Origin of the sequence: Halobaculum rarum (assembly GCF_040025155.1) — an archaeon.
GTDB classification, from domain to species: Archaea; Halobacteriota; Halobacteria; order Halobacteriales; family Haloferacaceae; genus Halobaculum; species Halobaculum rarum.
In genome coordinates this window covers 1,908,497-1,924,141 of record NZ_CP157275.1, presented here as the reverse complement: position 1 = coordinate 1,924,141, position 15,645 = coordinate 1,908,497, and the positions used below count along the sequence as shown (strand labels likewise).

Sequence of the window (15,645 nt, the reverse complement as noted above, 5' to 3'; positions counted from 1 at the left end):
ACGCGGGCGCCAACGGCCGTTGCTGCTCGTCGTCGGACGCCGCCGCGGCGCGCGACTCGCCGCTCAGGCGTCAGGCGTACTCCGCGGGGTCGCCGGTGTCGCCCTCCCAGCCGGTGAACCGGATCAGGTCCTGTGCGCGCTCGGCGTTCGCGAGGAACACCTCGCTGCGGCCCGGCAGGCGGAACTTGAGGTCCTCCGGCACCGCGGCCTCGGGAAGCGCGAGCGTTCCCGACGGAACGTCGTCGTCGCCGACGACCGGGAAGTGCTTGGTCCCGACTTTCATCACGAGCGGGTTGTCGAGTCGGGTGATCCCCTCCTCGTCACCGTACAGTTGTTCGTTCACGTGCTCGTGGTCCGCCCGTTTGATCGCCGCCGCGCTGTCGCTTCCACTGGGCTGCACGTACATTTCGCCCAGGTAGTAGCCGTGTGAGAACCGTTCGAACATGCGGTACACCCGATATGCGGACCCCTGCCATGTTAAGTGTTAGCACGAACCATTAAGTCGGACCGCATTCCGAGCGAGCCCGGTTCTCGCCGGGCGAAAATCGGGATGGGGTGCGAGCGCCCCGATCTGGTTCGATTCCGGCTGGTCCAGTTCGACCCGGCTCGACCCGGTCCGATCTGATTTGGTCCGCCCGTGAGCCGGCGGCACGCGCCGACACCGACGCCTTGAGGGATGCTGCCCCGAACGAACGGATATGTCCGACTTCCAGCGGTTCGGTCTCGGAACGTACCAGCTCACCGGCCCGCAGTGCGTCGAGAGCGTCGCGACCGCCGTCGAGGCGGGGTATGACGCGATCGACACCGCGCAGGGGTACCAGAACGAGGCGCTCGTCCGAGCGGGGATCGAGGCCGCCGGCCGCGATCCCGAGGAGCTGTTCGTCGCGACGAAGCTCAAGACGGACAACCTGAGCTACGACGACGCCTACGACACCGCCCACGAGTCCGCCGCGCGCCTCGGCGTCGACTCCATCGACCTGCTGTACGTCCACTGGCCGATCAACAGCTACGATGCCCCCGAGACGGCCCGCGCGCTGAACGACCTCGTCGCCGAGGGCACGGTCGACCGCGTCGGCCTCTCGAACTTCCGCCCCGACCAACTGGACGAGGCGCGTGAGCACCTCGACGTGGATATCTTCGCCCACCAGGTCGAGTGTCACCCGAAGCTCCAGCAGGACGAACTCCGCGAGTACGCCCGCGAGGACGGCCACTGGCTCGTCGCCTACTGCCCGATCGCGCGCAACCAGGTGGCCGACATCGACGAGATCGCCGAGATCGCCGAGGCCCACGACGCCACCCCCGCACAGGTGTCGATCGCGTGGCTGCTCGCCCACGACGAACTCGCCGCCATCCCGAAGGCGACCAGCGAGGACCACATCCGCGACAACCTCGCGGCGACGGAACTGGAGCTGACTGCGGAGGAGGTCGGGATCATCGACGACCTCGACGAGGAACACCGCATCGTCGACTTCGAGGAGGCGCCCTGGAACCAGGTCGACGCCTGAGCAGTCGCTCCGACGGTCCTCTGCCGATCCACCCACCCTCCGTCGATCCACCTATCCTCCGTCGATCCGCTCCCGCCGACTCTCGCTTCGTTGCCGGGGCGTAGCCGGGTCCCGGCCCCGTTTTACTTTCACTCCGGACAAGGACGATAGTTAACTTCGAACGACGCCACCGTCCGGATACGATGCGACGCACCCCCGACGAGGACGGCGAACGGCCCGAGCCGGTCGGTCCGGTGTCCCGACAGCTGCTGGCGGTCGCGGTGGTGTTCACGGTACTTGGCGGCGCACTCGTGCGGTTCGCGACCGTCGAGCCGTCGCCGGGGATCGTCTGGGCGGCGGTGTCGGTGGTCGTCGTCGCCGCGGCGGTCGCGCTGTTCGGCGGCGACGCGGTGCGCACGGCGCTGGGCGTACTGAAGCGGTGAGCGGGTCGAACCCCGCGGTCGGAGCCGTTCCTATCCCGTGTTCTTCATCCCGGCCGCGATGCCTTTCACCGTAAGCCGCAGCGTGCGCTCCTCGGCCTCGGTGAGGTGGGTCCGCGAGAGCAGGTCCACCTGCAGGAGGTTCAGCGGGTCGACGTAGGGATTGCGGCGCTGGAGGCTCTCGGAGAGCCACTCGCGACGGACCAACTCGTCGTGGCCGGTGATCTCGCGGACCAACTCGACGGCGCGCTCGTACTCCGCCTCGATGCGCGGGAAGAACTCCTCGCGGAGGTGTTCTGGCGCGAGGTCGGCGTACTCGGCGGCGATCTCCAGTTCCGTGCGCGCCAGCGACAGCGCGACGTGGTCGATCGTCGTCCGGAAGAACGGCCACTCCTCGTACATCTCCCGGAGCGTGTCGAGGTCGCCGCCGTCATTCAGATACGCGTCGAGCCCCGAGGCGGTGGAGAACCAGCCGGGGAGGATCGCGCGGCTCTGGGTCCACGAGAACACCCACGGGATCGCGCGCAGGTCCTCGACGGTGCGTTCGCCCGACCGAGAGGCCGGCCGCGAGCCCATGTTGAGGTCCTCGATGACGGTGATCGGCGTCGCCGTCTCGAAGAACTCGACGAATCCCTCCGTCTCCAGCAGGTCCTGATAGGCCGTGCGGGCGCCCTCGCCGGCGACGTCCATCGCCGTCTCCCACTCGTCGTGGACCTCCTGTGCGTTCCCCTGGAGCGCGCGGAGGCGGGCACGGACCTGCGCGTCGAGCATCTGTTCCAGTTCGCGCTCGGCGACGCGGGGGTTGGCGAACTTCTCGGCGATCGCCTCCCCCTGTTCGGTGAATTTGATCTCGCCGGTCGCCGTCTCGGGCGGCAGCGCGAGCATCGCTTCGTTCATCGGGCCGCCGCCGCGGGAGATGGAGCCGCCGCGGCCGTGGAAGAGGCGAAGCTCGACGCCCAGATCGTCGGCGACCTCCGCGAGCCGGCGGGCGTTCTGGTGGAGGTCCCACGCGGCCGCCAGCGGGCCGTTCTCCTTGTTGGAGTCGGAGTAGCCGAGCATCACCTCCTGGAGGGTGCCGCGAGCGTCGAGCGCCGCGCCGTAGGCGTCGTTGTTGACGAGCGTATCGAAGATGTCCCGGGCGTTCGCCAGCGCCGACGCCGTTTCCAGCAGCGGCACCACGTCGAGGCCACAGTGGTCCGGGAGATCGACGACGCCCGCCAGGTCAGCGAGGTACAGCACTTCGAGGACGTGCGAGGGTTCCTCGGTCATCGAGATGCAGTAGGCGTCGATCGCCTCCTCGCCGTACTCGCGGTGCCAGTCGGCCAGCGCGCGGAACCGCCGACAGACGCGCTCGCTCGTCTCCGAGAGCTCGTCGGTGGCGTCGAGACTGCCGATCGAGTCGTCGATGACCGACTCCGTGAGGACGGCGACGCGCTCGTCCTCGTCCATCGCCTCGTACTCGAGGCCCTCGCGCGCGAGCACGTCCGCGACCGTCTCGGTGTGGTTTTCGCGGTGGTCCCGCAGATCGAGGGCGGCGAGCGAGAAGCCGAACGTCTCGACGCGCCGTACCAGCGGATCGACCCGTTCTGCGGCGGTCGTCTCGTGCCCGTTCGCGCGTAGGTCGGCCGCAAGCGCCCGCAGCGAGGCGACGAGTTCGTCGGGGTCGTCGTATCCGCCGGGGCGAAGATCGTCGACGCGCTCGACGCGGGCGCGGATCGCCGTCACCGCGCGGCGGTACGGCTCCTCGGGGTAGCGCTCGTCGGCGTCGGCGGCGACCGCCGGCACCGCCTCACGGTCGACGGCGACGCGCGCCTCGAACTCGTCGGTGTGGTCGAGACGCTCGCCCTCGTGGCTGAGGGCGCCTCGCACGTCCGTCAGGGCGTCGACGTATCGGTCGAGCACGGCCTCGCGCTGGGCCTCCAGCGTCTCGCTCGTCACCTCCGGCGTGACGAAGGGGTTGCCGTCGCGGTCGGAGCCGGCCCACGAGCGGAAGTCGAGCGTGCCCGCCGCGTCGGCCGTGTCGCTCGCGTCCAGATCCGGATGTGCCTCGACCACGCGGTCGGTCAGCGCGGCCTCGGCCTCGGCGGCCACGTCGAACAGCGTGTGCTCCAGATACCAGCGCACGTCGCGCGCCTCGTCGGTCGGAGTGGGTCGTCGCGGGCGGACCTGTCGCGTCGACCACAACGTCTCGACTTCCGACTCCAGGTCGCGGTCCAACCCGTCGAGCTCCCCGTCGGTGAGGCGCCGCTCGTCGAGATCGCGGAGGATCTCCGCGACCCGGCGGAGTTTCGCTTTCACCGTCTTCCGGCGCGCCTCCGTCGGGTGGGCGGTGAACGTCGGCACGACGCGGACGTCCTCCAGTACTTGTTGGGCGGTGTCGGCGTCGACCTCGGCGAGCGCTTCGGCGGTGCGGTCGAGCCCGTCCCCCAGGTCGCCCTCCGCGCGGCCCCGGCGGATCGCGCGGACCCGCTCGCGCTCCTCGGCGACGTTGACCAGTTCGAAGTACGCCGCGTACGCCCGCGCGACAGTGCGCGTCGTCTCCGTATCCAGCCCGGAGAGACGCTCGTGAACCGGATCGCGAGACGGCGCGTCGCCGCGACGGTAGTCGATCGAGGCGCGGCGGACCTCCTCGACGGCGTCGAACGCGTTCCTCGACGTCTGCCGCTCGAGCACTTCGCCGAGCAGCGCGGCCAGCTCGCGGATGTCGCGACCGACATCCCGCGCATCGAATGACATACACTCTCATGCGCGGGGATACGGAACAACCCTCCCGATAGGGGGCAATATTGCGAGAATTTCCTTCATGATCGAGTAAATTACCGGTGCCAGCTCGGCTGACGCTCCGCTCGGCGGCGAACGGTTCGAAGGTCCCCCGCGGGTGGCTGTATCGCCCGGAGGGATGTGGACACGAAACCGGCGACCCGAGTCGGCACGACGCGGGCGCCGTTCGGTCGATGCATCGGATGCGACAAGAGCCTCGCTATGAGCGGTATGGAGCGCTCCCGAGTGGTCCGTGTCCGTCGGAGGCAAGGGGGCCGCGGGTTCGGGTCGGCGGTGAATCGTCAGGGGTGACCGCTCCGGGCGGCGTGCGGCAGAATCGACGGGAGACGGCCGGGTTCACCCTTTCGTCAGGCTTTTGCGTGGCGCCTACCGAGAGGGAGCTATGAGCGCAGACGACGACAAGTACCCCGGCGAGTCCGGTCGTCGCCGGTTCGTCAAGGGCGTCGTGGGCGGAGCGGCCCTCGCGGGCGTCGGGGCCACCGGGTCGGCTGCCGTCAACAGCCTCACTACCTCTCCGGGGGCCGGTGGGGGTGCCACCGAGGCGATGGCCATCGAGAACACCGCAGGTCCGGCGCCGCGCGGCATGCCGCAGGTTCCCGTTGAGATCCAAAGCGACGGAACGATCAAGGGAGTCTGGCCCGAGGTGGAAACGATCCAGGAGGGCGGCCGCACGGTCAACGTCGCCGAGATGGACCTCGGCGGGATGACGTACTCCTCCGAGTGGTTCCAGTACTGCGGTGTCGAGACGTACGAGGGGATCCAGCCGCAGTACGAGTCGGACAACGTGTTCTACGTCGGCGGCTCCCCCGGCTTCGAGTGGCAAACCGAACTCGAGGCGGGCACCGCGCTCAACATCGACATGTTCGACGACTACGAGACGTGGGGCAACGGGATCGGTGTCGACGGCGTCGGCAAGCCGGGCACCGCCAACTGGCGCTCGCAGGACAGCGAGGACACCATTCCCGTGAGCGTCCTCCGGTCGACAGTTATCGAGCAGCTCGCGGAGAACGGGCAAGCGCCCGCCCCGGACCAGGACGAGCCGTACACCGTTCCGTCCAACGTCCAGCAGTGGCTTCAGGCGTCGACCTCCCAGGGCGTCATCGCGTGGCTCAACAAGTGTACCCACTTCTGTTGTGTCCCCGCGTTCAAGGCGGAAGGCGGCACGAAGTTCAACGCCGCGAACGAGGTGTACTGCCCGTGTCACCAGTCGGTGTACGAGCCGTTCAGCATCGTTCCGACGCTGTTCACCGCACGCCCGCGTCCCGACGGATAAGCAGTCCGTCGCCGCCGGCGGCTCCGTCCCCGAAGCGACCGTCCCTCCGACCCGCGTCCGCGACCACGCCCCACCCGACAGCTTTTCGGTTCGCTCCACCACTCGACAGTCGTGAGCGAGGATATCGACGATCCGACCGACCGCGACGGCGAGAGCGACGCGACGACCGACGGGTCGCGTGCGGCGGACGTGACGGACGGCGACAGCACCTTCGAGCGGGAACTGGCGAGGGCGCGGGCGCTTCTCGACCACCCCGACGGCGACGAGATCACTGCGGTGCACGTCGGCGTGATCCGCGGCGACCAGGTGAACTCGACGGCGGCGCGCCGCAGCCAGGGGGAACAGGCCGGACTGGAGACGCTCGCGCTGCTCGCCTCCCACCTCCGAACGGTCGCCGATGAGGCCGGCGTCGACTACGAGACGGTGGCGGCCGACGCCGCCCGCCTCGCCGGCGAGGTCGAAACCCTTCCGACGGACCGACCGGACGCCGGCGAGTAGCGCGGTCGCGGCGCCGACGCCCCGACGTTCTCCGGAGCGGCACGACGGGGAGCGACCGCCACGTCGATCCTCCGCCGGCGTCGTCGCCCGCGACAGCCTTATTGGGATGCACACATTCGTACATTGTACGACCAACACCGACAACGGTGATTCACAATGAGTATACAAGATCACATCGAACGCGTGACCGAGGGGGAGGACCTGACCGTATCGGAGGCGCGTGAGGCGTCGACGGCGGTGTTCGAGGGGGCGACCGAGGCGCAGATCGGCGCGTTGCTCGCGGCGTTGCGCGCGAAGGGCGAGACCGAGGCGGAGATCGCCGGGTTCGCGCAGGGGATGCGCGAGGCGGCTCGGACGATCGACCCCGACCGGGAGCCGCTCGTCGACACCTGCGGCACCGGCGGCGACGACCACAACACGATCAACGTCTCGACCACGTCGGCGATCGTCGCCGCCGGCGCGGGCGTCACCGTCGCCAAGCACGGCAACTACTCCGTGTCGTCGTCGTCGGGCTCCGCGGACGTGCTGGAGGTGGCGGGCGTCGACGTCGACGCCGAGCCGCCGGCCGTCGAGGAAGCCATCGAGCGCGACGGCATCGGCTTCATGCTCGCGACGGTGTTCCACCCCGCGATGAAGGCGGTCATCGGTCCGCGCAAGGAGCTGGGAATGCGCACGATCTTCAACGTCCTCGGGCCGCTGACGAACCCCGCGGGCGCTGACGCGCAGGTATTGGGGGTGTACGACCCCGACCTCGTCCCCGTGATCGCCGAGTCGCTCACCCACATGGACGTGGAGCGCGCGCTCGTCGTCCACGGCGACGGCATGGACGAGATCGCCCTCCACGGGCCGACGACGGTCGCCGAGGTCGACGGCGACGAGGTCACCGAGTTCACGCTCACCCCCGACGACCTCGGCCTCGACCGCGCGCCCGTCGCCGACATCGCCGGCGGCACGCCCGAGGAGAACGCCGAGGACCTGACGGGGATCGTCCGCGGCGACGTGACCGGCCCGAAGCGGGACGTGATCCTCGCGAACGCGGGCGCCGCGATATACGTCGCCGGCCTCGCCGACTCGATCGAGGAGGGCGTCGCCGTCGCCGCGAACGCGATCGACGAGGGTGACGCCGCCGAGACCTTCGAGGCGCTGCGGAGCTGATGGTCCGCGTGAAGATCTGCGGCGTCACCAACGGCGCCGACCTCCGCGCGGTCGCCGACGCCGGCGCCGACGCGGTCGGCGTCATCTCGGAGGTGTCGGTCGATACGCCCCGCGAGGTCGACCTCGCGCAGGCCGCCGAGTTGACCTCGACGGCGCCGCCGTTTCTCACGACGGTGCTCGTGACGATGCCCGAGACGTCCGAGGACGCCGTCGACGCGGTTCGCACGGTGACGCCGGACGTGGTCCAGCTCCACGGGGAGTTCTCGCCCGACGAGATCGGCTACATCCGCGCGGAGACGGAGACGAAGGTGGTCCCGGTCGTCGACTACGACGAACCCGAACGGGCGAGGGAACTCGACGAGGCCGCCGACGCCCTGCTGGTCGACTCCACCGACGAGGACGGCGGCGGCGGCACCGGGAACACGGGCGACTGGGAGGCCGCCGCGGAACTGCGTCGCGAACTCGTCTCGCCGGTCGTGCTCGCCGGGGGGCTGACTCCCGAGAACGTCTCCGAGGCCGCTGCGACGGTCGAGCCGTTCGCCGTCGACGTGGCCAGCGGCGTCGAGCGCTCCCCCGGAGCGAAGGACCACGCCGCAGTCTCACGGTTCGTCCGCAATGCCGGGCGCGCGCTCGGCGAGGCCGAGGAGGTGTACGAGTGACTCGCGAGCACGGCGGCTCGCCGCTCTCGCGCTCGCGCGAGGCGTTCGTCGACCTCGTCGACGGCGTCGACGGCCCGTGTGTGGTCCACGCGACCGCCGAGTTGGACATCGACGCGGAGCCGCTGACCGCGTACGCCGCGCTCTCGGACCGGTCGGACCACTCGTTCCTGCTGGAGAGCGCCGAGAAGGTCGCCTCCAGCGACCCCGACGGCGCGTTCGCCCCGAGTTCGCGCGGCCGCGGCGCCACCCGAAGTGACGGCTCGGACGCGAAGAGCGACGGCGGCGCCGACGGCACCGCCGATCGCCACGCGCGCTACTCGTTCGTCGGCTACGACCCCGAAGCCGTGATCACGGTCGGCCCGGACGGCACCGACCTGGAGCGGTTGGGACCGGCCGCCGACTACGTCGACGTTCGCGGCCCCGACGCCGGGGACACGGTCGACCGCGTGCGCGCGGCCCTCCCGGACGTGGAGCGCGTCGGCTTCCCCGACAACGACCGGCAGACGCTCGACGGGGGCCTCGTGGGCTTTCTCGCGTACGACGCGGTGTACGACCTCTGGCTGGAGGAGGTCGGCGTCGACCGCCCCGATCCGGTGGTGCCGGACGCGGAGTTCGTGCTCACCACCCGGACGCTCGCGTTCGACGACCGCGAGGGGAGCGTCTCGCTGGTGTTCACGCCGATCGTCGGTCCCGGCGACGAGGCCGGCGCGGTGTACGACGACCTCGCCGCCGAGGCCGCCGACGTGGCGGCGACGCTGCGCGACGCCGACCCGCCCGAGGCGGGCGGCGTCCGCGTCGACCGCGAGACCGCCGGCCCGCGCGAGGAGTACGAGGACGCCGTCCGCGAGACGAAGGAGGCCGTCCTCGACGGCGAGGTGTACCAGGGCGTCATCTCCCGGACGCGGACGCTGGAGGGCGAGGTCGACGACCTCGGCCTGTACGAGTCGCTGCGGGCGGTGAACCCCTCGCCGTACATGTACCTGCTGCGCCACGGCGACCGCTCGGTGATCGGCGCCTCCCCGGAGACGCTCGTCTCCGTCGACGGCGACCGCGTCGTCTCCAACCCCATTGCGGGGACCATCCGCCGGGGCGCCTCGCCCGTCGAGGACCGGAAGCTGGCGGGCGAACTGCTGGCGGACGGGAAGGAGCGCGCCGAACACACTATGCTCGTGGATCTCGCGCGCAACGACGTGCGCCGGGTGAGCGAGGCCGGCAGCGTCCGCGTCGAGGAGTTCATGAACGTCCTGAAGTACAGCCACGTCCAGCACATCGAGTCGACCGTGACCGGCACGCTCGCGAGCGACGCGGACGCCTTCGACGCGACGCGGGCGACGTTCCCCGCCGGCACCCTGACGGGCGCGCCGAAGGTGCGCGCGATGGAACTCATCGACGATCTGGAGTTGGAGCCGCGGGGCGTGTACGGCGGCGGCGTCGGTTACTACTCGTGGACCGACGACGCCGACTTCGCCATCGTGATCCGGACGGCGACGGTGGAACACGGAGTGCCGCGGAGCGGCGTCGACGGGTCGGACTCCGACGAACTCATCGTCCGTGCGGGCGCCGGCGTCGTCGCCGATTCCGACCCCGCCAGCGAGTACGAGGAGACCGAACAGAAGATGGCCGGCGTGCTCGATGCCGTCGACCGGATCCGGATCGACACCGACGCCACCGCGAACGACCCGGGAGACCCGGACGACTCGGACACCGCCGACACGCCGGAGGTGGAGAAGTGAACGTCACCGTCGTCGACAACTACGACTCGTTCACGTACAACCTCGTGGAGTACGTCTCGGACCTCCGGATCGACGGCGAGTCGCCGGACATCACGGTGCTGAAGAACGCCGCGACGCTGGAGGAGGTCCGTGACACAGACCCCGACGCGCTGCTCATCTCGCCGGGACCGGGGCATCCGAAGAACGACCGCGACGTGGGCGTGACGATGGCCGTGCTCCGGGAACTGTCGCCCGAGATTCCCACCCTCGGCGTCTGCCTCGGCCTGGAGGCGGCCGTCTACGAGTACGGCGGCGCCGTTGGCCACGCGCCCGAGCCGATCCACGGGAAGGCGTTCCCCGTCGATCACGACGGGAAGGGCGTGTTCGCCGGGCTGGAGCAGGGCTTCCGGGCGGGCCGCTACCACTCGCTGATCGCCACCGAGGTGCCCGACTGTTTCGTCGTCACGGCGACGACCGACCACGAGGGCGAGGAGCTGGTGATGGGCGTGCGCCACCGCGAGCATCCGATCGAGGCGGTGCAGTTCCACCCGGAGTCGGTGCTGACTGCGGTGGGGCACGACGTGATCGAGAACTTCCTGCGCGGCGTGTAGGCCGTGCGCGCCCGGCACAACAAGACATTTCAGCCGACAGTGAGCACCACGCGGTATGGTCCCCGACCTCCCCTCCCCGAGCAGGCGCGCCCTCCTCGCGGGCGCCGGCGCCGCCATCGCCGGCGCCACCGTCGGCGTCGGCGCGGTCGCCCCGACTGCTCTCCCCGACCCCGTGACCGACCAGGCGTCGAAGTGGCTCCCGGACCCGACCGACCACCGCTGGCACCCGCCGGTGAGCGAGGCGCACGCCCGCGACGCCGTCGAGCGACTGGCCGCCGAGGTCGAGCGCGGCCGCGATCTGTGGGACGAACTCGACACCGACGAGCGGTTCGGCGGCGCCGGCGGCTGGCTGGAGAGCGCTCGCGAGTCGCTCCGGGCGGACAAGTACCGCGAGGCGACGTTCTACGCCACCGGCGGGATGCAGTTCGCGGCCGAGGAGGTCGGTATCGCGCTCGCGCGGCTCGATCGCCCCGAGGGCGACCCCGAACACCTCGCCGAGCGCGGCGAGTCGATCCGCGAGCGCGCGGACCGGCTCCTCGACGAGATCGACGGGTACCGCGTCGTCGACCCCGGCCGCGACCTCGGCTGGTACCACGAGATCGAGCGGCGGATCCGGCTCGTTCGGTTCGACGCCAACGAGCGCGATCCGGACCGCGACCGGGAGTACGACGCTCGGGACATCGGGTCGATCCACGCCGGCAACCGGCAGGCCGCCCAGCGCGTCCGCGACGCCGAGCACTACCGCGATCAGCTCGAGGAGCTCATCGGCGACGACAGCGACGGCGACGGCGAACCGTGGGCGGACCGGATCGAGCGGCTCGACGGGCGGTTTCGCGCGGCGATCGACGAGTTCCCGAGCCGAGGTGATCTGCGCGCGGAGATCGAAGCGATCGAGGACGAACACGGACCCGGACCCTACTACACGGCCCGCTGGAAGCTCTCGATGTGGTGTTACGACGCCGACTACCTCGTCGCCGACTGGGACGAGGATCTCGCGCTCGTGAACGCCGTCGAAGCCGGGCAGGCACTGGCTCAGCGGCGCGCGCACGACCGCGCGGTCGACGCGCTGGTGATGGACCCCGGCGGTCCCCGGTCGTTCGATTCGGGGCACGTCGTCCGCGAGAAGCGCGCGGCGATGAAGCGGTTCCGACGCGTCGTCGGGGAGTCGCCCTCACCGTTGCTGTCGATCCTGACCGAGCGAGCGGGCGAGGACATCGACGTGGCCGAGGTCGGCTTTTCCGGAAGCTACGAGCGGCCGATCTGGCGCGACCGCGTCGACGCCTACTGCTACGCGCTGATCGGTCGGATGAAACTGAAGGAGTATCCGCGGGTGTACGAGCGGTTCGTCGCGGCGGAGTGAGTTGCGTCAGCGGTGCGCGACAGCCCGCGTTACCGCCGGTCGATGTCGACGCCGGTATCGCGCCGGCGCCGGCGGTGCCGTCAGAACGTCAGAGCCGTCTTACCGGTCGACGGTGACGCCCTCGATCTTCACGTCCTCGCGGGGTTCGTCGTTGCGACCGGTCGGAAGGGAGCCGATCTCCTCGACCACGTCCATCCCGTCGACGACCTTGCCGAAGACCGCGTGCTTGCCGTCGAGGTGGGGCTGGGCCGCCAGCGTGATGAAGAACTGCGAGCCGTTCGTGTTCGGACCGGAGTTCGCCATCGAGAGGACGCCGGGGCCGTCGTGCGTGAGGTCGTCGTGGAACTCGTCGTCGAACTCGTAGCCGGGGCCGCCGCGGCCCGTGCCGGTCGGGTCGCCGCCCTGGATCATGAAGTCGGAGATGATCCGGTGGAAGACGACGCCCTCGAACAGGGAGTCGCCGCGGATCTCGCCCGACTCGGGGTCCTCCCACGTCGTCGTCGCGACGGCGGGCTCCTCGCCGGCGGCGGGGTCGTGCTCCGCGAGGTTGAGGAAGTTCTCGACCGTCCGGGGCGCGCGGTCGGCGTACAGTTCGATCTCGATGTCGCCGTGGTTCGTGTGCAGCGTGACGTGCGGCAGGTCGTCGCTCATACTACCTCCCAGACCGTCGAGGGGGGAAAGTCGTTCGACTTCGGCGGCGGTGGTCGGATCGGGGTCCGTTCGCCAGTCGCCAGTCGCCAGTCCGATCGGCGTCCGCTCACGGGCCGGCGAGCCACAGCTACAAGCCGCCGGCCGCGGAAGTCCCGCCATGGCCGACCACGAAGCCGAGCGCGTCACGCTCGCGCGCCTCCCGTCGGGCGTCGCCATCGAGACGACCGTCCACACGTACGCACCCGAGGACGAGCCCGCCGGCGACGACACTCCGACCGTCTACGTGCAGGCGGCCCAGCACGGCCGCGAGATCAACGGCGCCGCGGTGTGTCGCCAGCTCCACGACGAACTCGTCGACGCCGACCTCTCGGGCACCGTCCACGTCGTTCCCGTCGCGGACCCGCTCACGTTCGACACGGTCTCGTACACGACGCCGGAGGCGTACGACTCGGTGAACCCGAACATGAACCGCTGTTGGCCCGGCGACCCCGACGGCACCCTCCACGAACGCATGGCCGCGACGCTGTGGGAGTACGCCGGCGACGCGGACTTCATCGTCGACCTGCACACCGGAAGCCGCGACATGCTCACCCACACGGTGTATCTCCGCGGCGACGCGGAGTGTCGCGCCCTCGCGGAGGCGTTCGGCACGGACCTCCTGCTCGCGGAGACCGCGGGCGAGGACGCCGACGAGGAGTGGGCGAGCCGGAACTTCGGCGGGAAGCTCCGCGTCGCCGCGACGCGGGAAGGGATCCCGAGCATCACGCCCGAACTCGCGCACAACAAGGAACTCGTCGACGACGCGATCGAGACCGGCGTCGAGGGCACGAAGCGCGCGCTCCGGCACGCGGGCGTCCTCGACGACCACGAGGACGTTCCGGCGTGGGACGGCACCCGCGCGCGCAACCACCTCGGTCGAGTGACCGCGGACGCGTCCGGGCTGTTCCGCGCGGCCGCCGACCTCGCCATCGGCGACGAGGTCGTCGAGGGGAAGTACGTCGGCGAGGTGTACGACCCGACGACCTACGAGGTGTGCCAGGAGGCGACCGCCGACCGCTCGGGCGTCGTCTACTCGGTCGCCCGCGAGGCGACCGTCACGGCGGGCCAGACGCTCGTCGGGATCGCGATCCGGCTCGACGACGAGGAGCGGGAGATCGAATAAGCTAGGGAACCCGGTCGGGACGACTCAGCCGCCGGCGGCGACGGGCGACGCCTCGCCGTCGCCCCGCTTCAGCAGAGCGAGCGTGAGGCCGCCGGCAACGATACCGAGCAGCGCCATATACCCGAGGAAGCCGACGTACCACTCCACGCCCAGCAGGCCGGGCGTCCAGCCGATGAGCGCCGGCAGCGACGCGCCGGCGGCCTGCGTGACGAGCGCGACCACGAGCGCGGCCATCCAGCCGCCGATGAGGAGGCGACACACCTCCCGCCACGGCGCCACCGACACGCCCTTCGCGAGCAGGCCGCCGACGCCGACCGGGACGTACAGGAACGCGAACCCGAGCGCGAGCGGGAGCGCCGCGGCGTCCGGCGGCAGGCCGAAGCCCGCGCCGACGCCAGTGAAGACGGCGACGAGCGCGAGCATCGCACCGAGCGCACGGTCGTGGCCGATCAGCCTGCCGAGAACGTACGTCGACAGCGCGAGCAGGACGACCACGGCGCTGGCCGCGAGGAAGAACAGCTGGTAGAGGTTCGCCGGTCCCACGGCCATACTGCGTGGAGGGGTGCGGGCGCGGTACAAAAGCGTGCCCCGCCGCGTCTCAGCCGTGAGAACGGCCGCGTGGCGGTCGCCGACTCCGCCGCGTGACGGTCGTCATCCCGGGTAACCGCGCTCCTCAGAACGCGCGGAGGTCGTCGAGGACCGCCGCCGCGGAGCCGTCGTCGATGGCGGCCCGGGCCGCCTCCAGCCCCTCCTCGATGCTGTCGACGTCGTCGCGGGCGTAGATGCGGAACGCCGCGTTGAGCGCGACCGCGTCGCGCCAGTGGTCGTCGCGCTCGCCCGCGACGACCTCTTCGGTGAGCGTCGCCGAGTCGACGGCCACGTCGTCGACTTCCAGATCCGCCTCCTCGAAGTCCATGCCGTACTCCGGCGTCTCGATCTCGTAGTCGGTGAACGAGTCGCTCTTGCTACCGTCCTCGCCGGCGGCGTCGCCCCCCGCGTTCCATTCCGCGACCTTGGTGTAGCCGGGGCGGATGTCGTCGTACCCCTCCATCCCCTGGAACATGATGACGCGGTCGAGGTCGTGGAACTCGCTCTCGGCGAACGTGTCGACGACCTTCCTCGCGAACGCGAGGTGGTAGAACGAGCCGAGGTGCGTCGAGGCGCCCGCGGGGTTCGCGAGCGTCTCGATCGTGTTGACGAACGACCGCACGCCCACCATGTCGCGGCGCTCCCACAGGTCGTCGATCGCGGGGTTGAACGCCGGCTGGTAGTAGAAGCCGAAGCCGGTCTCGTCGACCATCTCGGCGGAGTCGCGCGGTGTCAGCTCGGTCGCGATCCCCAGTTCGTCGAGCACGTGCTTGTAGGCGTCCTGCTTCTGGGTGGGCACGCGGTCGCCCGAGTGGACCACCACGGGCGTACCGGCGCCGGCGGCGACGATGCCCGCGGCGGCGCCGAGGATCGCCGTCTCGCCTTTGCCGTCGTAGTTGGCGCCACAGTCGACGGGGTCGACCTCGGGCTCGGCGTACTCGACGCGCGAACACATCTCGTCGACGTACGCGGCCAGTTCCTCGGGGTTGTTTCGCTTCCAGCGGTTCGCCAGCCAGAAGGCCCCCAACGTCGTGTGGTCGGGCTCACCCGCAAAGATCCGGCGCATGGCCTCGGTCGCCTGCGCGCGGGTCATGTCGTCGGCCGACTTCGGCCCGGAGCCGCAGACCTCGGTCATGAGCCGCTTGAGCGGCCACTCGCCGAACGTCTCGTCCTCCTCGGTGGTCGCCTTCGCCATACCGGATCCGAGGGGCGTTCGCCGCAAAAACCACCCGGTTGCTCGCAGAGACCGAGGTCGGTTCCGAGGGATCAGC

The 15,645-nt window shown here is 70.5% G+C and carries 15 protein-coding genes; 10 read left to right on the top strand and 5 right to left on the bottom strand.

The features are described 5' to 3' along the window. Positions 1-70: 70 nt before the first annotated feature. Positions 71-445, bottom strand: coding sequence for a DUF5802 family protein (locus ABJD39_RS09990; protein ID WP_348607859.1), 375 nt, complete (start codon positions 443-445; stop codon positions 71-73). 253 nt (positions 446-698) lie between these two features. Here ABJD39_RS09990 and ABJD39_RS09985 point away from each other — a divergent pair, with 253 nt between their 5' ends. After that, complete coding sequence (locus ABJD39_RS09985; protein WP_348607857.1) at positions 699-1,505, top strand: aldo/keto reductase; 807 nt, start codon at positions 699-701, stop codon at positions 1,503-1,505. Positions 1,506-1,687: 182 nt separating this feature from the next. Then, on the top strand, positions 1,688-1,927 hold the full coding sequence (locus tag ABJD39_RS09980; protein WP_348607855.1) for a hypothetical protein: 240 nt from the start codon (positions 1,688-1,690) through the stop codon (positions 1,925-1,927). Positions 1,928-1,957: 30 nt separating this feature from the next. Here the strand turns inward: ABJD39_RS09980 and ppc are convergent, their stop codons facing one another. Further along, the gene (ppc, locus tag ABJD39_RS09975) at positions 1,958-4,660 is read right to left on the bottom strand and encodes a phosphoenolpyruvate carboxylase (protein ID WP_348607852.1); all 2,703 of its coding nucleotides are present in this window, start codon (positions 4,658-4,660) and stop codon (positions 1,958-1,960) included. A gap of 427 nt (positions 4,661-5,087) precedes the next feature. Between ppc and ABJD39_RS09970 the strand changes: the two genes are divergently transcribed. The 7 genes from ABJD39_RS09970 (at position 5,088) to ABJD39_RS09940 (ending at position 11,973) form a co-directional block, all read left to right on the top strand. After that, positions 5,088-5,978 carry a ubiquinol-cytochrome c reductase iron-sulfur subunit gene (locus ABJD39_RS09970; RefSeq protein ID WP_348607850.1) on the top strand — a complete coding sequence of 297 codons (891 nt, stop codon included), beginning with the start codon at positions 5,088-5,090 and terminating at the stop codon, positions 5,976-5,978. Positions 5,979-6,089: 111 nt separating this feature from the next. Continuing rightward, the gene (locus ABJD39_RS09965) at positions 6,090-6,476 is read left to right on the top strand and encodes a hypothetical protein (RefSeq protein ID WP_431357844.1); all 387 of its coding nucleotides are present in this window, start codon (positions 6,090-6,092) and stop codon (positions 6,474-6,476) included. A 162-nt stretch (positions 6,477-6,638) separates the two neighbouring features. Continuing rightward, on the top strand, positions 6,639-7,631 hold the full coding sequence (trpD, locus tag ABJD39_RS09960; RefSeq protein WP_431357880.1) for an anthranilate phosphoribosyltransferase: 993 nt from the start codon (positions 6,639-6,641) through the stop codon (positions 7,629-7,631). After that, positions 7,631-8,290 carry a phosphoribosylanthranilate isomerase gene (locus ABJD39_RS09955; protein WP_348607845.1) on the top strand — a complete coding sequence of 220 codons (660 nt, stop codon included), beginning with the start codon at positions 7,631-7,633 and terminating at the stop codon, positions 8,288-8,290. The genes trpD and ABJD39_RS09955 overlap by 1 nt, the downstream gene beginning before the upstream one ends. Next, positions 8,287-10,023: an anthranilate synthase component I gene (gene trpE, locus ABJD39_RS09950; protein WP_348607841.1), complete on the top strand. Its 1,737-nt coding sequence runs from the start codon at positions 8,287-8,289 to the stop codon at positions 10,021-10,023. Before ABJD39_RS09955 ends, trpE begins: the two co-directional genes overlap by 4 nt. Continuing rightward, on the top strand, positions 10,020-10,613 hold the full coding sequence (trpG, locus tag ABJD39_RS09945; protein ID WP_348607839.1) for an anthranilate synthase component II: 594 nt from the start codon (positions 10,020-10,022) through the stop codon (positions 10,611-10,613). The genes trpE and trpG overlap by 4 nt, the downstream gene beginning before the upstream one ends. A 55-nt stretch (positions 10,614-10,668) precedes the next feature. Then, positions 10,669-11,973, top strand: a complete 1,305-nt coding sequence (locus tag ABJD39_RS09940) for a hypothetical protein (protein ID WP_348607836.1) — start codon at positions 10,669-10,671, stop codon at positions 11,971-11,973. A 99-nt stretch (positions 11,974-12,072) separates the two neighbouring features. Here ABJD39_RS09940 and ABJD39_RS09935 read toward each other — a convergent pair whose 3' ends face one another. Beyond that, entirely contained in the window at positions 12,073-12,624 is a 552-nt protein-coding gene (locus ABJD39_RS09935) for a peptidylprolyl isomerase (RefSeq protein ID WP_431357843.1), read from the bottom strand. Positions 12,625-12,781: 157 nt separating this feature from the next. Here ABJD39_RS09935 and ABJD39_RS09930 point away from each other — a divergent pair, with 157 nt between their 5' ends. Continuing rightward, entirely contained in the window at positions 12,782-13,786 is a 1,005-nt protein-coding gene (locus ABJD39_RS09930; RefSeq protein WP_348607833.1) for a succinylglutamate desuccinylase/aspartoacylase family protein, read from the top strand. A 24-nt stretch (positions 13,787-13,810) separates the two neighbouring features. Here ABJD39_RS09930 and ABJD39_RS09925 read toward each other — a convergent pair whose 3' ends face one another. Beyond that, positions 13,811-14,335 (bottom strand): hypothetical protein, encoded by a 525-nt coding sequence (locus ABJD39_RS09925; protein WP_348607831.1) that lies wholly within the window; start codon positions 14,333-14,335, stop codon positions 13,811-13,813. A gap of 124 nt (positions 14,336-14,459) precedes the next feature. Beyond that, on the bottom strand, positions 14,460-15,569 hold the full coding sequence (locus ABJD39_RS09920; protein WP_348607828.1) for an anthranilate phosphoribosyltransferase: 1,110 nt from the start codon (positions 15,567-15,569) through the stop codon (positions 14,460-14,462). Positions 15,570-15,645 lie beyond the last annotated feature (76 nt).

What these genes read in the sequence shown, in the direction of transcription:
- ABJD39_RS09990 (WP_348607859.1), bottom strand. Translation starts at nt 445, where the DNA reads ATGTTCGAACGGTTCTCACACGGCTACTACCTGGGCGAAATGTACGTG.
- ABJD39_RS09955 (WP_348607845.1), top strand. Translation starts at nt 7,631, where the DNA reads ATGGTCCGCGTGAAGATCTGCGGCGTCACCAACGGCGCCGACCTCCGC.
- ABJD39_RS09935 (WP_431357843.1), bottom strand. Translation starts at nt 12,624, where the DNA reads ATGAGCGACGACCTGCCGCACGTCACGCTGCACACGAACCACGGCGAC.
- ABJD39_RS09985 (WP_348607857.1), top strand. Translation starts at nt 699, where the DNA reads ATGTCCGACTTCCAGCGGTTCGGTCTCGGAACGTACCAGCTCACCGGC.
- ppc (WP_348607852.1), bottom strand. Translation starts at nt 4,660, where the DNA reads ATGTCATTCGATGCGCGGGATGTCGGTCGCGACATCCGCGAGCTGGCC.
- ABJD39_RS09920 (WP_348607828.1), bottom strand. Translation starts at nt 15,569, where the DNA reads ATGGCGAAGGCGACCACCGAGGAGGACGAGACGTTCGGCGAGTGGCCG.
- ABJD39_RS09925 (WP_348607831.1), bottom strand. Translation starts at nt 14,335, where the DNA reads ATGGCCGTGGGACCGGCGAACCTCTACCAGCTGTTCTTCCTCGCGGCC.
- ABJD39_RS09930 (WP_348607833.1), top strand. Translation starts at nt 12,782, where the DNA reads ATGGCCGACCACGAAGCCGAGCGCGTCACGCTCGCGCGCCTCCCGTCG.
- ABJD39_RS09980 (WP_348607855.1), top strand. Translation starts at nt 1,688, where the DNA reads ATGCGACGCACCCCCGACGAGGACGGCGAACGGCCCGAGCCGGTCGGT.
- ABJD39_RS09970 (WP_348607850.1), top strand. Translation starts at nt 5,088, where the DNA reads ATGAGCGCAGACGACGACAAGTACCCCGGCGAGTCCGGTCGTCGCCGG.
- ABJD39_RS09940 (WP_348607836.1), top strand. Translation starts at nt 10,669, where the DNA reads ATGGTCCCCGACCTCCCCTCCCCGAGCAGGCGCGCCCTCCTCGCGGGC.